The sequence below is a fragment of the Pseudomonas sp. NPDC079086 genome (assembly GCF_044542155.1).
Taxonomy (GTDB): domain Bacteria; phylum Pseudomonadota; class Gammaproteobacteria; order Pseudomonadales; family Pseudomonadaceae; genus Aquipseudomonas.
The window spans coordinates 738,033-759,007 of sequence record NZ_JBITTY010000002.1; the positions used below are offsets into that span (position 1 = coordinate 738,033).

Annotated in this window: 23 protein-coding genes and 1 pseudogene; 7 read left to right on the forward strand and 17 right to left on the reverse strand. The window is 56.7% G+C overall.

Annotation, left to right across the window (positions count from 1 at the left end; genetic code table 11):
* Nucleotides 1-47 precede the first annotated feature (47 nt).
* From queC to aspS, 14 genes are all read right to left on the reverse strand, one after another.
* Complete coding sequence (gene queC / locus ACIGEK_RS13080; protein WP_397493723.1) at nt 48-722, reverse strand: 7-cyano-7-deazaguanine synthase QueC; 675 nt, start codon at nt 720-722, stop codon at nt 48-50.
* Nucleotide 723: 1 nt separating this feature from the next.
* Nucleotides 724-1,371, reverse strand: a complete 648-nt coding sequence (gene queE / locus ACIGEK_RS13085; protein WP_397493724.1) for a 7-carboxy-7-deazaguanine synthase QueE — start codon at nt 1,369-1,371, stop codon at nt 724-726.
* A 261-nt stretch (nt 1,372-1,632) separates the two neighbouring features.
* Nucleotides 1,633-2,454 carry a tol-pal system protein YbgF gene (gene ybgF, locus ACIGEK_RS13090; RefSeq protein WP_397493725.1) on the reverse strand — a complete coding sequence of 274 codons (822 nt, stop codon included), beginning with the start codon at nt 2,452-2,454 and terminating at the stop codon, nt 1,633-1,635.
* 6 nt (nt 2,455-2,460) lie between these two features.
* Nucleotides 2,461-2,955 (reverse strand): peptidoglycan-associated lipoprotein Pal, encoded by a 495-nt coding sequence (gene pal / locus ACIGEK_RS13095; protein WP_397493726.1) that lies wholly within the window; start codon nt 2,953-2,955, stop codon nt 2,461-2,463.
* 66 nt (nt 2,956-3,021) lie between these two features.
* Complete coding sequence (gene tolB / locus ACIGEK_RS13100) at nt 3,022-4,281, reverse strand: Tol-Pal system beta propeller repeat protein TolB (protein WP_397494016.1); 1,260 nt, start codon at nt 4,279-4,281, stop codon at nt 3,022-3,024.
* A 35-nt stretch (nt 4,282-4,316) separates the two neighbouring features.
* The gene (tolA, locus tag ACIGEK_RS13105; RefSeq protein ID WP_397493727.1) at nt 4,317-5,267 is read right to left on the reverse strand and encodes a cell envelope integrity protein TolA; all 951 of its coding nucleotides are present in this window, start codon (nt 5,265-5,267) and stop codon (nt 4,317-4,319) included.
* On the reverse strand, nt 5,267-5,719 hold the full coding sequence (gene tolR / locus ACIGEK_RS13110) for a protein TolR (protein WP_397493728.1): 453 nt from the start codon (nt 5,717-5,719) through the stop codon (nt 5,267-5,269). Before tolR ends, tolA begins: the two co-directional genes overlap by 1 nt.
* 33 nt (nt 5,720-5,752) lie before the next feature.
* Nucleotides 5,753-6,448 (reverse strand): protein TolQ, encoded by a 696-nt coding sequence (gene tolQ, locus ACIGEK_RS13115; protein ID WP_136664996.1) that lies wholly within the window; start codon nt 6,446-6,448, stop codon nt 5,753-5,755.
* A 2-nt stretch (nt 6,449-6,450) separates the two neighbouring features.
* The gene (ybgC, locus tag ACIGEK_RS13120; protein WP_397493729.1) at nt 6,451-6,903 is read right to left on the reverse strand and encodes a tol-pal system-associated acyl-CoA thioesterase; all 453 of its coding nucleotides are present in this window, start codon (nt 6,901-6,903) and stop codon (nt 6,451-6,453) included.
* 52 nt (nt 6,904-6,955) lie between these two features.
* Complete coding sequence (gene ruvB, locus ACIGEK_RS13125) at nt 6,956-8,008, reverse strand: Holliday junction branch migration DNA helicase RuvB (protein ID WP_397493730.1); 1,053 nt, start codon at nt 8,006-8,008, stop codon at nt 6,956-6,958.
* Nucleotides 8,008-8,613 (reverse strand): Holliday junction branch migration protein RuvA, encoded by a 606-nt coding sequence (gene ruvA / locus ACIGEK_RS13130; RefSeq protein ID WP_397493731.1) that lies wholly within the window; start codon nt 8,611-8,613, stop codon nt 8,008-8,010. The genes ruvB and ruvA overlap by 1 nt, the downstream gene beginning before the upstream one ends.
* A 23-nt stretch (nt 8,614-8,636) precedes the next feature.
* The gene (ruvC, locus tag ACIGEK_RS13135; RefSeq protein WP_397493732.1) at nt 8,637-9,161 is read right to left on the reverse strand and encodes a crossover junction endodeoxyribonuclease RuvC; all 525 of its coding nucleotides are present in this window, start codon (nt 9,159-9,161) and stop codon (nt 8,637-8,639) included.
* 218 nt (nt 9,162-9,379) lie between these two features.
* Nucleotides 9,380-10,129, reverse strand: a complete 750-nt coding sequence (locus tag ACIGEK_RS13140; RefSeq protein ID WP_397493733.1) for a YebC/PmpR family DNA-binding transcriptional regulator — start codon at nt 10,127-10,129, stop codon at nt 9,380-9,382.
* A gap of 104 nt (nt 10,130-10,233) precedes the next feature.
* Nucleotides 10,234-12,009: an aspartate--tRNA ligase gene (gene aspS / locus ACIGEK_RS13145; RefSeq protein WP_397493734.1), complete on the reverse strand. Its 1,776-nt coding sequence runs from the start codon at nt 12,007-12,009 to the stop codon at nt 10,234-10,236.
* Nucleotides 12,010-12,301: 292 nt separating this feature from the next.
* Here aspS and ACIGEK_RS13150 point away from each other — a divergent pair, with 292 nt between their 5' ends.
* The 5 genes and pseudogenes from ACIGEK_RS13150 to ACIGEK_RS13170 all read left to right on the forward strand — a co-directional run bounded on the left by ACIGEK_RS13150 (nt 12,302) and on the right by ACIGEK_RS13170 (nt 15,979).
* Nucleotides 12,302-13,420, forward strand: coding sequence for an HD domain-containing phosphohydrolase (locus ACIGEK_RS13150; RefSeq protein ID WP_397493735.1), 1,119 nt, complete (start codon nt 12,302-12,304; stop codon nt 13,418-13,420).
* A 149-nt stretch (nt 13,421-13,569) separates the two neighbouring features.
* Nucleotides 13,570-14,040 carry a Dps family protein gene (locus tag ACIGEK_RS13155; protein ID WP_397493736.1) on the forward strand — a complete coding sequence of 157 codons (471 nt, stop codon included), beginning with the start codon at nt 13,570-13,572 and terminating at the stop codon, nt 14,038-14,040.
* A 102-nt stretch (nt 14,041-14,142) separates the two neighbouring features.
* Entirely contained in the window at nt 14,143-15,210 is a 1,068-nt protein-coding gene (locus ACIGEK_RS13160; protein WP_397493737.1) for a GGDEF domain-containing protein, read from the forward strand.
* Between the two features lie 166 nt (nt 15,211-15,376).
* Nucleotides 15,377-15,697: pseudogene (locus ACIGEK_RS13165) on the forward strand (cold shock domain-containing protein membrane protein); the annotation flags it as partial.
* Nucleotides 15,698-15,754: 57 nt separating this feature from the next.
* Nucleotides 15,755-15,979, forward strand: coding sequence for a cold-shock protein (locus tag ACIGEK_RS13170; protein ID WP_169852850.1), 225 nt, complete (start codon nt 15,755-15,757; stop codon nt 15,977-15,979).
* A gap of 54 nt (nt 15,980-16,033) precedes the next feature.
* Here the strand turns inward: ACIGEK_RS13170 and ACIGEK_RS13175 are convergent, their stop codons facing one another.
* Nucleotides 16,034-16,240, reverse strand: a complete 207-nt coding sequence (locus ACIGEK_RS13175; protein ID WP_397493738.1) for a SlyX family protein — start codon at nt 16,238-16,240, stop codon at nt 16,034-16,036.
* Nucleotides 16,241-16,243: 3 nt separating this feature from the next.
* On the reverse strand, nt 16,244-16,669 hold the full coding sequence (locus ACIGEK_RS13180; RefSeq protein WP_397493739.1) for an HIT family protein: 426 nt from the start codon (nt 16,667-16,669) through the stop codon (nt 16,244-16,246).
* Nucleotides 16,670-17,418: 749 nt separating this feature from the next.
* Between ACIGEK_RS13180 and ACIGEK_RS13185 the strand changes: the two genes are divergently transcribed.
* Nucleotides 17,419-18,672, forward strand: coding sequence for an OprD family porin (locus ACIGEK_RS13185; protein WP_397493740.1), 1,254 nt, complete (start codon nt 17,419-17,421; stop codon nt 18,670-18,672).
* Between the two features lie 63 nt (nt 18,673-18,735).
* On the opposite strand, the gene ACIGEK_RS13190 is transcribed toward ACIGEK_RS13185, so the two are convergent.
* The gene (locus ACIGEK_RS13190) at nt 18,736-19,143 is read right to left on the reverse strand and encodes a PaaI family thioesterase (RefSeq protein ID WP_397494017.1); all 408 of its coding nucleotides are present in this window, start codon (nt 19,141-19,143) and stop codon (nt 18,736-18,738) included.
* Nucleotides 19,144-19,258: 115 nt separating this feature from the next.
* On the opposite strand from ACIGEK_RS13190, the gene ACIGEK_RS13195 reads away from it, so the two are divergent.
* Nucleotides 19,259-20,974: a proline--tRNA ligase gene (locus ACIGEK_RS13195; RefSeq protein WP_397493741.1), complete on the forward strand. Its 1,716-nt coding sequence runs from the start codon at nt 19,259-19,261 to the stop codon at nt 20,972-20,974.
* Nucleotide 20,975: the final 1 nt, after the last annotated feature.

A 20,975-nucleotide genomic window follows, 5' to 3' on the forward strand; every position in this document is an offset into this window, starting at 1 on the left:
GCATGATACTGATTTAATTCAGAAATTCAACACTTCGCGAAAACTTTTTAGAAATAACGAGTGGGATCTACCAGCCCGGCGGTTGCAAAGCCCGCTGCACGCAGACGACAGCTGTCACATTTACCGCAGGCGCGGCCCTGATCATCAGCCTGGTAGCAGGAGACCGTCAGCGCGTAATCAACGCCCTGCTGAACCCCTGCCTGGACGATCTCGGCCTTGCTCATGGCCTGTAGTGGAGCCTGAATACGGAAGCCCTGCCCTTCTACACCGGCCTTGGTGGCCAGATTAGCCATGCGCTCAAAGGCCTCAATGAACTCCGGGCGACAATCCGGGTAACCGGAATAATCAACCGCGTTCACGCCAATAAAGATATCCCGCGCACCCAACACCTCAGCCCAACCCAGCGCAAGCGACAGGAACACGGTATTGCGCGCCGGCACGTAGGTCACCGGGATGCCCTCGGTCGGGCTTTCCGGCACCTCGATGCTGGCATCAGTCAGCGCAGAACCACCCATGCCATTGAGATTAAGGCCGATCACCTTGTGCTCGACCACTCCCAATTGCCGAGCCACCTGTTCAGCCGCCTGCAATTCGGAGCGATGCCGCTGGCCGTAGTCGAAACTCATGGTGTAACAGCTGTAGCCATCGGCCTTGGCCAACGCCACCACGGTGGCCGAATCCAGGCCGCCGGATAGCAGGATTACCGCTTTCTTATCGCTCATATCAATGTCCCGGCTCATCATTCCAGAGAATCTTGTGCAACTGCATCTGCAGGCGTACCGGCAAGTTGTCGGCAATGATCCACTCGGCCAGCGAGCGCGCATCCAGCTCATGGTGACTCGGCGACATCAGCACTTCGCTAACGCGCTCAGCCAGGCGGTACTGGATCAGCTTGCTCACCGCCCAGTCATAGTCCTCACGGGAACAGATCACGAACTTGACCTGGTCATTGGGCGTCAACAGATCGATATTCTCGTAGCGGTTACGCGTCACCTCGGCCGAGCCCGGGGTTTTCAGGTCGAGGACCTTACTTACCCGCGGATCGACCGCCGACACATCCAGCGCGCCGCTGGTTTCAAGCGACACCTCGTAGCCGGCATCACACAGACGCTTAAGCAGAGGAACGCAGTTGGGCTGGGCCAACGGCTCACCACCGGTTACGCAGATGTAGCGCGGTTTATAGCCGGCAACCTGCTCGACAATGGCGTCCAGGGACATGATCTCGCCGCCGCTGAAGGCATAGGCGGTGTCACAGTACTGGCAACGCAGAGGACAGCCGGTCAGGCGAACGAACACAGTCGGCAAGCCAGCGGTGCGCGTCTCGCCCTGCAGCGAGTAGAAAATCTCGGTAATGCGCAGGGTATTTTGCATATCAGCCACGGGCGTGACAGCTAAACAGGCTGTCCGCCTCCGTTGCGGGAAAAGGGGCGCGGATTGTATACGAAATAGATTCCGGGTGAAATTCCTAACATCCCGCGGCGGCGACCCGATACTCACCACCAGGATTACTGGTCGTAAAAATATGGGAGAAATTTTAACGTTACGCGGCAAGGACCCAGCGGGGAAATACAGTAATGGCTGCCAATAAAAAACCCGCACAAAGTGCGGGTTTCTTGGTCAAGCATTCAGCGCTTAAGGTAAACGCTGCAAATCACGCTGTGCCAGCTGAGCAGCCGAGCTACCGGGGTACTGGGCAATGACCTGCTGCAGAATACCTTTGGCCTTGTCGCTATTACCCAGGCGCTGCTCGACATCAGCAAGTTTGAACAGCGAGTCAGGCACCTTGGCGTGACTTGGATAGGTCTGGCTAACCCGCGCAAAGGCCTGGCCAGCCCCCTGCAGATCACCCTGCGCCAAATTCACCTCACCCAGCCAATACTGCGCGTTGCCGGCGTACTGGCTGTTCGGGTATTTACGCAGGAAGGCGGCAAAGGCCTGGCTGGCTTTGTCGAAGTCCTTAGCCTTGATCAGGTCAAAGGCAGCTTCGTAAAACAGTTTTTCCTTTGCTGGATCGGCCGGCTCATTGCTGGCCGACGCTTGCGCCTGCCCCGCCGCTGGCGGAGTAGGTGTACCACTGGCATTGATCGCGCCAGCAGCTGAAGAATTCTGGCCGGTCGCAGCACCTGCTGCACCACCACTCACACGTCGATCAAGATCCTGATAACGCTCCAGGCTTTCTTGTTTCAGACGCTGAATTTCATTCTGTTGCTCTTCCAGCGTACCGCGCAGTTGCGCGATTTCTTGTTGCATCTGCTGTAACTGGTTGAACAGCATGCCCTGCGCCGTGACAGGGGCCGCAGCCCCTGTCGCGACGGAGGTGCCGGACGTACCGTAACCAGCAGGCGGATAACTGCTGCCGTAACCGGCATTGTTATCTACCACGGGAACCTCAGCCCACGCCGCAAGCGGCAGGCTGAGCGCCAAAACGGTTAAAGCACGGCGGCACGTACGCATATCGAATTACTTACGCAGTTCGACGCGACGGTTTTGAGCCCACGAGGACTCGTCGTTACCAGTGGCGATTGCACGCTCTTCACCGTAGGAAACCAGTTCCAGTTGAGCCGGGGAAACGCCCTGCAGTACCAGGTAACGCTGCACAGCTTTGGCGCGACGCTCGCCCAGAGCCATGTTGTATTCACGAGTACCGCGCTCGTCAGCGTGGCCTTCCAGAACTACGCGAGCGCCATTGCCTTGCAGGTCTTTGGCGTGCACGTCCAGAGCGCGCATGGCCTCTGGCTTCAGGTCGGAGCTGTCGTATTCGAAGTAGAAGGTGGTGATAGCGCGCAGAGCAGCTTCTTCGCTCAGGCTGCTGTCGATACCGCTGTTGGCGTCATAGCCAGCGTTAGGATCGGTAGCGCCTTCGCCTGCAGCGTCGCCGCCTTTCGAGGAACAACCTACTGCTACGGCGAGAGCCAAGCTCAGTGCAGCGAACTTACCAAATTTCAGCATTTCCATCATGTAACTCCTAATGAACCCCAGTGTGTTAAGCAGTATTTCAAACAACAACGGTGTAACGCCGCATCAGTTCAGGTAAGGGGACCAAGAAGGCTCTCGAACTTCGCCTTGAGCGGTAGGAAGAGGGAGCCTCACACGTCCATTGGTGGACGCTAATACCAAGACTCCCCGACCCTGCTGGCGGGTGGCGTAGATTACCATGGTGCCATTGGGCGCAACAGTGGGCGACTCATCCAGACTGGTGTCTGAAAGTATCCGCAAATTGCCGCGCTGCAGGTCTTGTGCCGCCACCTTGAACACTGTGTAACCATCCTGGCGGTGAATCATGACCAGGGTCTTTTCATCAGCGGAAAGCTTAGGGTTCGCGTTGTAGTTACCGATAAAGGTCACACGCTCTGCCGAGCCACCATTGATGTTGGTTTTGTAGATTTGTGGTTTACCCGAACGATCTGACGTGAAGTACAACGTCTGACCGTCCTTGCCCCAGAAAGGTTCGGTATCGATGGATGCCTGATTGGTTACCCGGCGCAGCTGACGAGTACCCATATCCATCACATAAATTTCCGGATTGCCGTCCTTGGACAGAACGAACGCCAGGCGATTACCGTCCGGCGACCAGGCTGGTGCGCCATTCAGACCCTCAAAATTGGTGACCTGTTCACGGCGACCGGTATCGATATGCTGCACAAAAATGCGCGGACGCTTCTGCTCGAACGAGACGTAAGCAATGCGACGACCATCCGGGGCAAACGACGGCGATAGAATCGGCTCGCGAGATTGCAGCAGGGTCACGGCACGGGCGCCGTCATAGTCGGAGCGCTGCAGGGTGTAACGGGTGTTGTTAACCGCAAAACGCTCGGCAGTCACATACAGCATACGAGTCGAGAACGCGCCTTTGACGCCGGTGAGCTTCTCGTAGGATTGATCGGCGATATGGTGCGCCATATCGCGAAGCTGATCGACACCACCACCCACGCTGCCGGTCATGACCTGCTGCTGAGTGGCCACGTTGAACAAGGCAAACTGCACCTGCAGACGACCGGCGTTCGGCACAATACTACCGACCAGCACGTACTGTGCGCCTAGGGCCTGCCAGTCACGGTAGATCACTTCAGCGGCCTGAGTCGGCAGGCTGATCATGTTCTGTCGTGGAATAGGCTCGAATACGCCGGAGTTGCGCAGGTCATTGCCAATGATTTCAGACATGTCCTCGGGTAACACACTGCCACCCTGCCAGCCAAAAGGCACCACAGCGATGGGTGTAGCACGGTCGGTGCCCTGAGTAATCAGCAACGGATCAGCAGCGTGAGCACTACCGACCAGCATGGCCAGCCAAAGTAGAGCAATACGAGTGAAAATATTCACAGGCCAAAATTCTCCGGGTCAAAGATTAAGGTGCGCTGACGATACATCCGATCAAAAGTAGCGCGATCAAGTTGTTGCATCTCTGGAATGCGGCCGATATTTCGCAACGCTGCAACTGCAGAATCATCGAAAGATCGATCACCACTGGAGCGAATTATGCTGGCATTGGTGATAGTGCCGTCAGGCAGCATCTCAACCCGCAGCTCAGCAGTCATACCACGACGAGCTGTCGGCGGAAGCACCCAGTTTTGCTGGACCAATCTCTTGAATAGGTCATCCAGACTGCCTGAAACCTCATCGCCAACGGTATCAGCAACAGCCTGCTGATGCCCGACATCGTCGGACAGCAACTCGGCCAGTGCAGCAGCCTTCTTGTCTTCCACAGCTTTACGCTGAGACGCTTCTGCCGCCTTCTTCTTGGCGTCATCGGCCTTTTTCTTCTTCGCAGCTTCAGCGGCGGCTTTCTTCTTCGCCTCCTCTGCCGCTTTTTTCTTGGCGTCTTCAGCAGCCTTTTTCTTGGCCGCCTCATCTGCTGCTTTCTTTTTGGCTACATCAGCGAGCTTCTTCTGCTCCGCGGCCTTCTTGTCGGCGTCAGCCTTTTTGGCAGCCTCCGCTTTCTGAGCCTCTTGCGCTTTCTTTTGTTCCGCAGCCTTGGCCGCTACTTTTTCCTGTTCAGCCTTTTTCTGCTCAAGCTGTTCAGTTTCGTAAACCGGAGCGGTGGTTTTCTTGGTTTCGCCAGCGATTTTCTGATTGGTCTGAGTAGTGGCCTGGCTTTGCGACTGCAGCTTGTACAAGGTCGCCTGCACTACCGGCTTGGCCGGCGGCAGGTCCGGGGCAAAGGCGAAGCTGACGAACAGCATGGCAAACATGATGACGTGCAGCGCCACAGCCCAGACCAAGGGCCAGAACAAACTCTCCGAAGGCGAACGCTCGCGCTGGTACTGCATCAGGGGGCCTCGGTAATCAGCCCGACGTTACCCACGTCAGCCTGCTGCAAGCCACCCATGGCCGCCATCACCGTGCCGTAATCGACGGATTTGTCGCCACGCACGAACACCTGTACCTGCTTACCGGTTGCCCGGCTCTGGTTGATGATCGCAGTGACCGCGCGGGTCATTTCTTCTAGCGTCAGCGCTTTGTCCTGCACGGTATCGACATCGACCTCGGTACCCATATTCCAGAAATAGGTCTTGTCGGCCTTGATCGAGATGGTCAACACCTGAGCGTTATTGTCCTGCGGCAAGACTTCACTGCTGACTTTCGGCAGATCGACCTTGACCCCTTGATTGAGCATGGGCGCGGTCACCATAAAGATCACAAGCAGCACCAACATCACATCGATGTAGGGCACCACGTTCATCTCGGCGACGGGCTTGCGTCTGTTGCGAATTCTGGCCATGGCTTAAAACCTTTCGTAAAGAGTGCCTAAGGCTTAGTCGTCGCTGGTGTGGACTTTGCGGTGCAGAATCGCCTGGAACTCGTCGGCGAAGGTGTAGTAACGGCCAATCAGCATTTCGCCACGGGAGGCAAAGCGGTTGTAGGCGATTACCGCAGGAATAGCGGCAAACAGGCCGATGGCAGTAGCGATCAGCGCCTCGGCAATACCCGGGGCCACAGTGGCCAGGGTCGCCTGCTGCACCTGGGCCAGACCACGGAAGGAGTTCATGATGCCCCACACGGTGCCGAACAGGCCGATATAGGGGCTGGTGGAACCGACGGTAGCGAGGAACGGCAGGCTCTGCTCCAGCTTCTCTTCTTCACGCGAGATGGCCACGCGCATGGCGCGGGCCACGGCATCCATCACCGCATCAGGATCAACGCCGGCCTGCTGACGCAGACGCGAAAACTCCTTGAAGCCAGCGCGGAAAATCTGCTCCAGGCCAGAATCAGGGTCCGGGTTGCTACCCGCCTGGCGGTACAGCTTGGACAGATCGATACCCGACCAGAAGCGCTCCTCGAAATTATCCAGAGCCCGCTTGGCCGCACGCAGCAGCGCGGTGCGCTGAAAAATCATGACCCACGAAGTGACCGACGCGGCCACCAACGTCAGCATTACCAGTTGCACCACCAGGCTGGCGTTGCTGATCAGACTCCACATCGACATGTGGTCAACGGCGTTGGCTTCCACGCTTACTCTCCTGCTCTAGATGTACCCGCGCCGCCCTGCTCGGCAAAGGCCGTATGCAGAGCCTGGGGAATGGCCCGGGGCTTCAAATTGTCGGCGCGCACACAGGCCACCATAAACTGCCCTTCACAAAGCAGCGCATCATCCGTTGCCCGCCTGACCTGCTGACGAAAACGCAGGCTGGCACGGTTTAATTCGATTACCTCTGCGCTTACCAGCAACTCGTCGTCGAGCTTGGCGGGCGCGTGGTAACGCGCTTCAGCCGTATGCACAACGAACAACAGGCCCTCCTCGGCCAACGTCGACTGGAGAAAACCCAGATCACGCAGGCGCTCGGTACGAGCCCGTTCCATAAATTTGAGGTAATTGACGTAGTAGACGATGCCGCCAGCATCGGTGTCTTCGAAATAAACCCGACAGCGATGGGTGAACGGCGTAACTCCGTTTTGCGCGCGCATACTCTAGTCCTAGCTTCCGGTCTTGCCAATTGGGTACAACAAGTATTTTTTCTTACTCTGCCGCGCTATCAAACGGGTCAGTTACCGGTAGTTCGCCCATACGCTTCGGCACATTCAAACCAAAATGCAAATAGGCGTGACGTGTCACTACCCGCCCACGTGGAGTCCGCATGATGTAGCCCTGTTGAATTAGGTATGGCTCCAGCACATCCTCGATGGTGTGGCGCTCTTCACTGATGGCAGCGGCCAGGTTATCGACCCCCACCGGGCCACCGTCGAACTTCTCAATCATGGTCAGCAGTAGACGCCGATCCTGATGGTCAAAGCCACGCTCATCGACATCCAGCAGGTTCAGCGCCAGGTCGGCAATTTCCCGGGTGATATCGCCCTGCCCGCGCACTTCGGCAAAATCGCGCACACGGCGCAGCAGGCGGTTGGCGATACGCGGCGTACCGCGGGCACGGCGGGCAATCTCAAAGGCGCCATGGGGCTCGATTGGCAGGCCGAGAATCCCCGCTGAACGCATAACGATGGTCGCCAGGTCGTCGGTGTTATAGAACTCCAGACGCTGGACGATACCGAAGCGGTCGCGCAGCGGGTTGGTCAGCATGCCTGCACGCGTGGTCGCGCCAACTAAGGTAAAGGGCGGTAGATCGAGCTTGATCGAGCGTGCGGCCGGCCCTTCGCCAATCATGATGTCGAGTTGAAAATCCTCCATTGCCGGGTAAAGCACTTCTTCAACAATCGGCGAAAGACGATGGATCTCATCGATAAACAGCACATCGCCCGGTTCAAGATTGGTCAGCAAGGCGGCCAGATCACCCGGCCGCTCCAGCACTGGACCCGAGGTGCTTTTGATCGAAACGTTCATTTCCTGCGCGATGATATTGGCCAGGGTGGTCTTGCCCAGACCGGGCGGACCGAAGATCAAGGTGTGATCAAGTGCCTCGCTGCGGCCACGGGCCGCCTGGATAAACAGCTCCATCTGCTCGCGTACGCTCGGCTGGCCAATATATTCGGCCAATTTCAGCGGGCGAATGGCACGATCAACCTGCTCATCACGGTCACGCGGGGCTGCGGTAATCAGGCGATCAGCTTCTAGCACTAAACCATCCCCTTCAGGGCTCGACGAATCATATCTTCACTGCTCAAACCGTCTTCTTTAATAGCTGAGACGGCGCGACTGGCTTCCTGGGGTTTGTAGCCGAGTGAAATAAGTGCACTGACTGCATCATTCTCCGCGCTTGAGACTGCGCCACCGGCGCGAGGTTCCACCACCAGGTTCGACATACCGGGTACGGTTTCCCAAGCCTTGAAGCGGTCCTTCAACTCAACCAGCAGGCGTTCGGCGGTTTTCTTGCCTACGCCAGGGATCTTTACCAACACCGAGGTATCTTGCGCTTGCACGCAGCGCACCAACTCGTCGACCTCAAGGCCAGACATCAAGGCAAGGGCCAGTTTCGGGCCGACGCCGTTGAGGCGGATCAGCTCACGAAACAGCTCACGCTCGCGCTTCTCGAAAAAGCCATATAGCAGATGCGCATCCTCACGCACCACCAAATGGGTGTGCAGGGTCAGTGGCTCCCCCACCGAGGGCAAACGGTACAGGGTGGTCATGGGCACTTCCAGCTCATAACCCAAACCATTTATGTCCACAATTACATGGGGCGGCTGCTTTTCCGCCAGGGTGCCGCGCAAACGTCCGATCACCGCTGCTTTCCTTAAAAATTACGCTACAAACGAAGGCGACCGGCACGCCGCTTGGCGCCGACCAGGCCATGGGGAATCAGACTCTGCCGGTGGTGGGCATGGCACAGGGCAATGGCCAGGGCGTCCGATGCATCGATCTGTGGTTTTTGCACCAGCTTGAGCAGGTGCATGACCATCAGCTGCACCTGCTCTTTGTCTGCCCCACCGCTGCCGGCAATCGCCTGCTTGACCTGGGTCGCGGTGTATTCGGCGATATCCAGCCCTGCCTCCATCCCCGCGACGATAGCCACACCACGCGCCTGACCGAGCTTGAGCGCAGAATCCGGGTTGCGCGCCATAAACACTTGCTCAATACCCATGGTCACAGGCCCGTAAGTTTCGATGACCTCGCGCACACCACGAAACACCACTTGCAGACGCTCTGGCATCGAACCGTTGCCCGTACGAATGCAGCCAGAGGCGACATATTCGCAATTGCGCCCCGTATCACGCACCACACCGTAACCGGTGATGCGCGAACCGGGGTCGATGCCAAGAATCAAGGTCATGCCCTACGCCCACTCAAGGCACCAGCTAATTCAGCCGGCACACTGTCTATTTATCCAGTTCGCGAGTATAGGGCCAGCCCAGTCCGCCGTCACCCAGGCAGGCGCTATAAAAATTTAACGCTGCATAGTGATGACCCACTGGGTAGCCGCCTATAAAAAAGCCGGAAGTGCTCAGGCATAACCTGAAGACTCCCGGCTTTTAATTGATACACCCACACTCAGCCAAGCTGTTCCATGATTTCGTCAGGAATTTCGGCGTTGTGATAAACCTCCTGCACATCATCGAGGTCTTCCAGCATATCGATCAGTTTGATGACCTTTTGTGCGGTCTCCAGATCAGCAACCGGCGCACTAATCGAGGGAATCATGGCGATTTCCGCTTCATCGGCCTTGAAACCGGCCGTACTGAGCGCTTCGTTGACGCCATGAAAATCGGCAAAACTGGTAGACACCAGGGCAGAGCCGTCCTCGCTCATCTCCACGTCATCGGCACCGGCTTCCAGCGCCGCTTCCATCAAGGCATCTTCGCTGACGCCTGGAGCAAAGCTGAGCTGACCCTTGCGGTCGAACATATAGGCCACCGAACCATCGGTGCCGAGGTTGCCGCCACACTTGGTAAAGGCGTGTCGCACTTCGGCGGCGGTGCGATTGCGGTTGTCGGTCATGGCCTCGACGATAATTGCCACACCGCCCAGCGCGTAACCTTCGTAACTCAATTCGGCGACGTTGTCGGCTTCGTTGTTACCGGCGCCACGAGCAATGGCGCGGTCGATAACATCGCGCGACATATTGGAGGTAAGCGCCTTGTCCACCGCTAGACGCAGACGTGGATTGTCCGCCGGGATCGGGCCACCGTGCTTGGCCGCAACCGTCAGCTCACGAATGATTTTGGTAAAAATCTTGCCGCGCTTGGCGTCCTGACGCCCTTTGCGGTGCTTGATGTTGGCCCACTTGGAATGACCAGCCATAACTCACTCCGGTTGTTTCACATTTGATATCAAGGCGTGAGAGTTCGAGTCTCTCCGTCCTGCCATAAAGAAGAAGCCTGGAAAACCAGGCTTCTTTTCACGCTTTATTCCGCTTTCGGCTGCTCGCGCAGGCGAATGTGCAGTTCACGCAGCGACTTGTTGTCCACCTCACCCGGCGCCTGAGTCATAACACAGGCCGCGCTCTGGGTTTTCGGGAAGGCAATCACTTCGCGGATCGACTGCGCACCGGTCATCAGCATCACCAGGCGATCCAGACCGAAGGCCAGGCCACCATGGGGCGGTGCACCGAACTTCAGAGCATCGAGGAGGAAGCCGAACTTCTCCTGCTGCTCGTCTTCGCTGATACCGAGTACGCGGAACACAGTCTGCTGCATCGACTTGTCGTGGATACGGATCGAACCGCCACCCAGCTCGGTGCCGTTCAGGACCATGTCATAAGCGCGCGACAGGGCTGCAGACGGGTTGGCTTCCAACTCAGCCGGGCTGCACTTCGGTGCAGTGAACGGATGGTGCATCGCAGTCAGGCTGCCGTCGTCGTTCTCTTCGAACATCGGGAAGTCAACGACCCACAGCGGTGCCCACTCACAGGTCAGCAAGCTGAGGTCATGACCCAGCTTGATACGCAGCGCACCTAAGGCTTCGCTGACGATCTTGGCCTTATCAGCACCGAAGAACACGATGTCGCCGTCGACTGCGCCGACGCGGTCGAGGATCACATTGATGTTGTCCAGCGGGATATTCTTGACGATCGGCGACTGCAGGCCTTCAACACCGCTGGCGCGCTCGTTGACCTTGATATAGGCCAGGCCTTTGGCACCATAGATGCCAACAAACTTGGTGTAATCGTCGATCTGCTTACGCGGCATGCTCGCGCCGCCCGGCACACGCAATGCGGTTACGCGGCATTTAGGATCATTGGCCGGGCCGGCGAAGACTTTGAAGTCGACATCTTTGAGTTGATCAGCGACGTCAACCAGCTCCAGCGGGTTACGCAGGTCCGGTTTATCGGAACCGAAACGACGCATGGCTTCGGCCAGAGTCATATGTGGCAGCTCGCCGAATTCAACGTTCAGCACTTCTTTGAACAGTTGACGAACCATCTTCTCGGTGATGGCCATGATATCGGCCTCATCCATAAAGCTGGTTTCGATATCGATCTGAGTGAATTCCGGCTGACGGTCAGCACGCAAGTCTTCGTCACGGAAGCACTTGGCGATCTGGTAGTAGCGGTCGAAACCCGCAACCATCAGCAGCTGCTTGAACAACTGTGGCGACTGCGGCAGGGCAAAGAAGCTGCCAGCGTGGGTACGGCTCGGCACCAGGTAGTCACGCGCGCCCTCAGGAGTGGCGCGGGTGAGGATCGGCGTTTCCACATCGAGGAAGCCGTTATCATCCAGGTAACGGCGGATGCTGCTGGTGATGCTCGAACGCAGCTTAAGCTTGGCGGCCATTTCCGGGCGGCGCAGGTCGATAAAGCGATAGCGCAGACGGGTTTCTTCACCGACATCGGTGTATTCGTTGAGCGGAAACGGCGGGGTTTCCGCTTCGTTCAGTACTTCCAGCTCATAGCCCAGCACTTCGATTGCGCCGGAGGCCATGTTGGCGTTGCCGGCACCGGCCGGACGCAGACGCACCTTACCGGTGATTTTCACCACGTATTCACTGCGCACTTTATCGGCAGTTGCGAAAGTTTCGGCCCGATCCGGGTCGAATACCACCTGGGCCAGACCTTCACGGTCACGGATGTCGAGGAAAATCACCCCGCCATGGTCACGGCGGCGATGTACCCAACCGCAAAGGGTGACTTCCTGGCCGTCCAGGCTCTCGTTCAGTTGGCCGCAATAATGGCTGCGCATCATGGTGGTGGTCGCTTCTCTTGAGTCTTGAATTCGTTGGGCCGCAGTGACTGCGACGCTCGTTGGCCGGACAACCGGCTGGCGCATGCGCCATTTTCCGCAATTGCACTGCCTTTAAGGGGCGCGAAACGATCAGCGGTGCATACGCAGCCGACTGTTCGCCCGACAAAACGCGGCAAAGCGCGGGATTATATATGGTTAAGCCGCCACTTGCAGCCGCCGCCCCACGCGCTTTTGCCAGCCCTTCCTATACTCAGGCATGCAACGATTTGACTGTCGAGAAGTGGAGAAGCTTATGGCCACGCCGAACCTGGCTGAAATACCCAGCGATTTGCTGGCAGACTTTCGCCTGGAATCCAGCGAACAATTCCAACGCTGCGAGCAATTGCTGATTGAGCTAGAGCACGCCCCCGATGACCGTGAGCGCCTGCGCGAGCTGTTCCGCCTGGTGCATACACTCAAGGGCAACTTGGGTTACATCGGCCTGGATACGCTGATGAGCGTGCCGCAAGCCATGGAAGACGTACTGTCGTGCCTGCGCGAAAGCCAACTGCATTTCGACAGCCTGCTGGGCGATATCCTTCTACTGACCCTCGACCACCTTAAAGAGCTGATTCAGCACGCACTCGGCGGCCCAACAGCGCAACTCGACGCAGCCCAAAGCAAGGCGCTGACCCAGGCACTCAGTGCCCTGGCACTGGCACCAGCAGCGCAACAAACCAGTATTCGCAGCGCATTGCTGCAACAACTCGACCCTAGTTCAACGCCGCCCACAGTCATTACCACAGACGAACCCGCGGCCGCCGACTTACTCAGACGCTACGGTATCGAGCCGGACGCTGACCTGTTGTTCTTTGTCGATCTGATGCAGGCCAGCGAGCGTCGCTCACACTTCTGGCAAGGCCGTGGCCTTCGCCAACTCGACTTGGCCCTGGCAATCAACCAGCTTGGCGGCAACCCAGAACACCCCGAACAACTGGCAGCAGCCATATGCCTGCATGATCTGGGCATGGCTTTTCTGCCACTGGAAATGCTCCACAAGGAGGCGCACTTCAATCGTGAAGAGCGCCGGCAGATGCAATCACACCCACGCCTCGCTTATGACCTGCTCAAGCGTATGCCTCGCTGGGACGCCGCTGCAGAAATAACCCTGCAGCACCAGGAACACGCCGACGGCAGTGGTTATCCCAAAGGCCTGAAGGAAGTCGAAACCAGCCCCGGCGCCCTGATTATCAACATCGTCGACACCTTCGACGCCCGCACACATGAACGCGCCCATCAAACACTGAATAAACGCCCGTTGCTGCGCGCCATCCTGGAAATCAACAACCTTGCCGGCCGGCAGTTCAGCACACACTGGGTCGAGCTGTTCAACCAGACGCTGCAGCAACATCCAGAGCTGGCACATCGCTAGACCCTAGAAAAATTGAACCCACGCCAAGCAATAGCCTCCAACCATCACTTTCATTGATATAAACCACAATAAAGCTCGGTAAAACCCATGGTAGGCTCTGCCCATCACGCGGGCAGCAAAGCCCCGAGCCACCTGAGAGGAGAAATGGTATGGAAATCAATATCGGAATTGCCGAGCAGGACCGCGCCGCCATCGCCGAAGGCTTGTCGCGCCTGCTCGCAGACACCTACACCCTGTACCTGAAAACCCACAACTTTCACTGGAACGTCACCGGCCCGATGTTCAACACCCTGCACCTGATGTTTGAAGGTCAGTACACCGAACTGTCGCTGGCTGTCGATCTGATTGCCGAACGCATTCGCGCCCTAGGCTTCCCGGCCCCTGGCACCTACGCGGCCTACGCCCGCCTTTCTTCTATTAAGGAAGAGGAAGGTGTGCCGAATGCCCAAGACATGATCAAACAACTGGTTCAAGGCCAAGAAGCTGTAGTGCGCACCGCACGCGGCATTTTCCCGCTACTGGACAAAGTCAGCGACGAGCCCACTGCAGATCTACTGACCCAACGCATGCAAGTGCATGAGAAAACTGCCTGGATGCTGCGCAGCCTGCTGGCCGCCTAGGTAAAACACTTAAAAGGCCCGCCTCCGCGGGCCTTTTGCTAGGCGCTTGCCCAGCAGCTGTTCTATGCTTTGGTCAATTGCAATTTGGCCACAGTGACGTGCATGAACAAACCCGCTAAAGCTCCCAGCATTTTAGAACTGTACCCCGAGGAAACCCGCGATGCTGCGGCGCTTCTGAAGAAGGCGGTACCGCTGATGATGCGCCACGATATCCCACCCAATCCGGTGCATTACGCCCTCTGGTACACCTACAGCAAAGGCCTGGAACCCGAGCTCAATCGCCGCTTGGACAAAACCGTCACCGACTTTGACAGCTTCCCGCCGGAAACTGCGGCCAAGCTGTTTCGCGACTACATCATTCATGGCGAGCTCGAAGAAGCCCGTGCCGGCCAGCAACAAGTCATCGAACTAGTCGATGACATTGAAGGCAACGTGTCACGTAGCATCACTGGCAGCCGCAACTATCAGGTCAGCCTGGAGCAGGGCCTGGCGGCATTACAGGAACCCATCATCGATGACCTGCCGAATGTCCTGAATGAGCTGCAGCAAAGCACGCAACTGATGCAGGACCAGCAAGACAAATTCCTTTATCGCTTGAATGCCGCACAGCAAGAGATAAAGAGCCTGCGCAGCCAGCTCGAGCGCGCGCACATTGCCGCAACACTGGACAGCCTGACTCAGGTCTTCAACCGCAACGCCTTCAGCAGACTGTTGGAGCAGACCCTCAGCACTGAACATGTTGGCGTCGCCTTGGTGATGCTGGATATCGACCACTTCAAACAGTTCAACGACCAATACGGCCACCCTTTGGGTGATCGCGTACTGCAGCACGTTGGCCAGTTGCTGCGCGACCTCCTACCCGTCCGCGCCATGGCCGCACGCTATGGCGGTGAAGAGTTCTGTATCATCCTGCGCGATTGCTTTGACAACGCAACGGCTTACGCTTTTGCCGAACAGTTGCGCCTGAAGATTCAGTCACTGCGCATCAAAGTCCGCCGCACCGACGAAGTACTCGATAGCATTACCGCCTCTTTCGGCTTCGCCCTTGCAGAGCAAGGCGATACGCTAGAAACCCTGCTCACCCGCGCCGACGACGCGCTTTACCAGGCCAAGCGCGATGGCCGCAACCAAGTAAGCCCTACCCCAAGCGAAACAGCCCTCAGTGCTTGATTGAGAACCCCACCTCTTTGCTGTTAAATACGCCCCGTGCCGCTGATCCGTACCCATGGCTCAGCGCATAGGCTGGTACCACGCGCTTTTACTCATCCCCTGCAGCACCCAATACGCGCAGCCAGCCCTTCCTGTCGATTCTTTAAATCAAGCGAGCTCATCGAACATGTTGAAAATTGTCCACCTTCTGACGGGCGCTATCGCCCTGCTACTTTCTTTTGCCCCACACTTTGGCGACACACCACAACCACTCTTAGAACAACCCAGCGCACTCTGCCTCTCCCTGTTCGGCCTACTGAACCTGCTGCTTGCCCCACAGTTACCCATCTGGCACGCCGGCCTGCGCCATCAAGCGCAAAATCTGGTGTCCGCCTTACTGGTACTCGGCACCCTGCTCCAAGCCTTGATTCTGCTCGCCCCACTGCCAGTAATTGCTAACCAACCGGCCAGCCTGTTTAGCCTGCTTATCATTGCAGCGGCCGTAGCCGTGCATCTAGCAGCCAACCTGCGTCTGAAATCGCGCAACACCTCAAGCTCGCAAGACCTGGGCGACCGCGAAACAGGCACCGTCAAGTGGTTCAACACCTCGAAGGGTTTCGGCTTTATCTCCCGTGATTCGGGCGACGATATTTTCGTGCACTTTCGCGCCATTCGCGGTGAAGGCCACCGCGTCCTGGTCGAAGGCCAGCGAGTCGAGTTCGCTGTAATGCAACGTGACAAAGGCCTGCAAGCCGAAGACGTCATCGCCGCGCTGCCTGCACGACGGTAAGCGCATAAACGCAAAAGGCCCGCGCACTGCGGGCCTTTTGCGTTTTATAACCAATCAATAATGTGGCGGCGGCGCCTCATCCTCAGCCATACCGAAGTGCGAACTCACCTCATCCTGGCGCTTGATCAATGCGGCCACCTGCAACTGCAAGCGCTCCAGAAGCCGCTGCTGCCCCACCAGCGCATCATTGAGTGCCTGAATAGTGTCGTCCTGAAAAGCCAGACGGCTTTGCAAGTCGTTGATGCGTTCTTCTATATCCACCAGTCAACTCTCAGCAAAACAAAAATTTCCGGTCAAAACCAGACGTAAACGGGCTTTCAATGCTGCCAATTGCTCAGGCGTATACGCCTGCGCTGGGTGCTTACCCCAAACAGGCGCTGGCCAAGCCGCATCCTCACGACGCCGCACGATGACATGCATATGCAACTGACTGACCATATTGCCCAAAGTCGCGACATTCATTTTGTCTGCCGCAAAACAATCCTTGAGCACCTCCGCAAGGCGATTTGTTTCCTGCCAGAGCTGCAACTGATCTGCCGCATCCAACTGAAACAACTCGCTGACATCTTCACGGCGCGGCACCAGGATAAACCAAGGGTACTGCGCATCATTCATCAACAGCAGACTGCATAACGGGTAATCACCCATCCAGACAGTGTCCTGCTGCAAGCGCGAATCCAGAACAAACATAACTATCTACCTTAAGAAAAACCCACTAACTCGGCTTTGACTGAAGTCGAACAGGCCAAGCACCACCACCTGAAACCTGCTCAGCCAACTGACTGCCAAATCGAGGACAGTAACCCAGATGCGCAGGATACGCCGAAGCTGAAAACACGACACCCACAACCCCATCACAACCACGCACCAATAGACAGCACTCAACAAAATCTCCACAGGCACACGCACCAAAACTGTTCCCTTCGGTAATCCTCGCCCAGCAGCCAAATGCTATAAAACAGTCAGATGCCGGCAAGCACCTGAAAACAGAGCAGAAAACGACAGCGAAAATGCCTTTCACCGGCCATAAAAATAGAAATAACCGCGGAAAAACCTGAGATAAACCAATTAAAACCCCGAAAACCCTGACATCACAGATCAAATCGAGGATAAAAAATTGGCTTTCGGGTTTTTGTGCACGACTATTGCTAAGCAATCCATGACGAATCGCACTGCACCGTTTGGCTGCTGAAGGCAGTCACCGAGCAAGCGCAAAAATCCGTCAGCATTGACTTCGAGCACGCCAGCAGCACCTACAAAAATGCGACATGACTCATAAGCTTTTGCGACACAGCCGTGAAGAAATCGTAATGAATAGATTGCAACTATCGCCAACATTGGCAGCGTGCTATAAGTTACCGCCGACACAAAAAGAAAGAGTCGTCCATATAACAACCAGCCGGACGGCGCAACTTTTCTAAACCAAAGGAGCAATCACGATGCAAGTGATGAAGTGGAGCGTAATCGCCCTCGCAGTAGCAGCGGGCAGCAGTCAAATGGCCATGGCTTCTAGCCAGTCAGAATCCAAGGGTTTCCTTGAAGACAGCACCCTTAACCTCTTCAATCGCGTTCTTTACATGAACCGTGATTTCCGTACAGGTGGCCCTCAGCGTAACTCTCAGAGCTATCGTGAAGAAACTGGCCTCGGTATTCGTGTAATGGCTGAGTCCGGCTTCACCCAAGGTACAGTGGGTGTTGGTGTCGACGCGCACAGCTTGAGCAGCATCAAGATTGATGGCGGTCGTGGCCACAAAGGTAACGGCCTGTTCGACACTACCAGCAACGGTCACAACGATGACACCCAGACTGAAGTCGGTGGCGCCATCAAGTTCCGCATCTCCGACACCGTTCTCAAATACGGCAATATGCAAACTGCTAGCCCGGTATTTTCCACCGACGACAGCCGCATCCTGCCTGAAGTTGCAACCGGCACCTTGCTGACCAGCAACGAAATCGAAGGCCTTGAACTGACCGCCGGTCGCTTCACCGCCATGAGCAGCCAGAAGAGCAGTGACCGCGACACCTTTGGCCTTAAAGAAATCAACATCATTGGTGCTAGCTACAGCTTCACTGACGATTTCTCTGGCGCTATTCACCACTCCGACGCTGAAGACAACTTCAAGAAGACCTACGTCAACTTGAACTACAACCTGCCACTGGCAGAATCTCAAGCTCTTAACTTCGACTTCAATGGTTATAAAACCAGCGGTGACGGTAAAGAACTTCTGGGCGAAATGGATAACACCATCTGGAGCTTGGCAGCCGCTTACTCGATGGGCGCACACAAGTTCACCGTGGCCCACCAGCGCTCCACTGGCGACACCAGCTACCGCTACGGCGATATTGACGGCGGCGGCACTATCTGGCTGAGCAACTCAGTTCAATACTCCGACTTCAACTACAAAGATGAAACCTCCTGGCAGGTTCGCTACGACGTCAATATGGCTGAGTACGGCGTTCCAGGCCTGAGCTTCATGACTCGCTACACCATTGGCGACAACATTGATGTTGCTGGTGATAACAACGCAGAAGAACGTGAACTGGACATCGAAGCCAAGTACGTGATCCAGGAAGGTGCTGCTAAAGACCTATCCTTCCGCGTTCGTAATGCCTTCTACCGCGCCGATAACTCGCTGGATGGCGACCTCAACGATTTCCGCGTAATTGTTGAATACCCACTGAGCATTCTGTAATTCAGACTGTTTAGCTGGTAAAAAAGCCCGACCTAGGTCGGGCTTTTTATTGCCAGGTAAAACTTACAACGGCAACGCATAAGTCCCCGTTACATGCGCCACCAACTCATCTTCATTACCCTGCGAATATACCGAAACCTCGCAAACAGCCTGGCGACGGCTCAGCCGCAATATCCGAGCCCGTGCCAACAAATCAACTGGCTTGGGTTTAACCAGAAAGTTGATATTCAAATTAGATGTCACAGCCATCTCTACCCGCCCGAGACTACCCAGCACCACCGCATACATCGCTGCATCTGCCAGCGCCATAATCGTTGGCCCCGACAAGGTGCCGCCTGGCCGAATCAATTTACTATGGAACGGCACCCGCGCCAGTGCACCGTCGGCGTCCAGCCGGTCGATGCACAGGTTGATGTCTTCTGCCATCGGCAGCCCTGCCCGTATAAGCGCCTGCACCTGTTCCGCAATCAATATCGACACACTCCCCTCCTTTTATAAGCACACGCCAGCATCCTGTACGCATCTGTACAGGCACCGTACAATGCGGGCCATTCAAAATCTCTTGCAACCGACAGAACAGCCAAATATGCGTACCAGCCAGTTCCTGCTCTCGACTCTGAAAGAAACCCCATCCGATGCCGTGGTGATCAGCCATCAGCTGATGCTGCGTGCCGGCATGATCCGCAAGCTGGCTTCCGGCCTGTACACCTGGCTGCCCATGGGCCTGCGCGTACTGCGCAAGGTTGAGAAAGTCGTCCGCGAAGAAATGAACGCCGCTGGTGCGCTGGAAGTGCTGATGCCAGGCATTCAGCCGGCAGAGCTGTGGCAGGAATCCGGGCGATGGGAGCAGTACGGCCCGGAACTGCTGCGCATGAAGGATCGTCACGGCCGAGACTTCTGCGCAGGCCCGACCCATGAAGAAGTGATCACCGATCTGGCGCGCAATGAGCTGAACAGCTACAAGCAGCTGCCAATCAACCTGTATCAGATCCAGACCAAGTTCCGTGACGAAATCCGTCCGCGTTTCGGCCTGATGCGCGGCCGCGAGTTCATCATGAAGGACGCTTACTCCTTCCACGTCGACCAGGCTTCGCTGCAAGAAACCTATGACCGCATGCACCAAGCCTATTGCAACGTATTCACCCGCCTGGGCCTGAACTTCCGCCCTGTGCAGGCAGATACCGGCTCCATCGGTGGTACTGGCTCCCACGAGTTCCACGTACTGGCTGACTCTGGCGAAGACGATATCGCCTTCAGCGACAGCTCCGACTACGCCGCCAATATCGAGAAAGCGGAAGCGGTTCCGCGCGAAAGCAGCCGTGGCGCGGCGACTGAAAGCATGCGCATGGTTGAAACACCTGACACCAAGACCATCGACGCGCTGGTTCAAGGCTTTGGCCTGGCCATCGAGAAAACCATCAAAACCTTGATGGTGCACGGAGCCAAAAAAGGCACACTGGTCGCCTTGATCGTACGCGGCGACCACGAACTCAACGAGATCAAAGCTGCCAACCTGGAGATAGTTGCCAGCCCATTGGTGTTCGCCAACGAAGCCGAAATTCGCGCGGCCATCGGTGCCGGTCCAGGCTCACTGGGCCCAGTCAACCTGTCGATCCCTTGCATCATCGACCGCTCGGTTGCCTTGATGAGCGACTTCGCCTCTGGCGCCAACATCGACGACAAGCACTATTTCGGTGTGAACTGGGAGCGCGACCTACCGCTGCCGGAAGTTGCCGACCTGCGCAATGTGATAGCCGGCGATCCAAGCCCGGACGGCAAAGGCACTCTGGAAATCAAACGCGGCATCGAAGTTGGGCATATCTTCCAGCTGGGCACCAAGTACAGCGAAGCGCTGAACTGCCAGGTGCTGGGTGAAAACGGCAAGCCGGTGATTCTGACCATGGGCTGCTATGGCATCGGCGTTTCCCGCGTGGTGGCAGCAGCCATCGAGCAGAACAACGATGACCGCGGCATCCTCTGGAATGATGCCTTTGCGCCTTTCCATATCGCCTTGGTACCGCTGCGCTACGAAACCGACGCCGTGCGCGAAGCCACCGACAAGCTTTATGCCGAGCTCACTGCGGCGGGCTACGAAGTATTGCTCGATGACCGTGACAAAAAGACCAGCCCGGGCATCAAATTCGCGGATATGGAACTGATCGGCATACCGCATCGCATCGTCGTCAGTGATCGCGGCCTGGCCGAAGGCAACCTGGAATACAAGAGCCGCAAGGAAACCGAAGCCCAGGCCGTGCCTGTTGCCGACATCCTGAGCTTTATCCAGGCCCGCATCAGCCACTGAT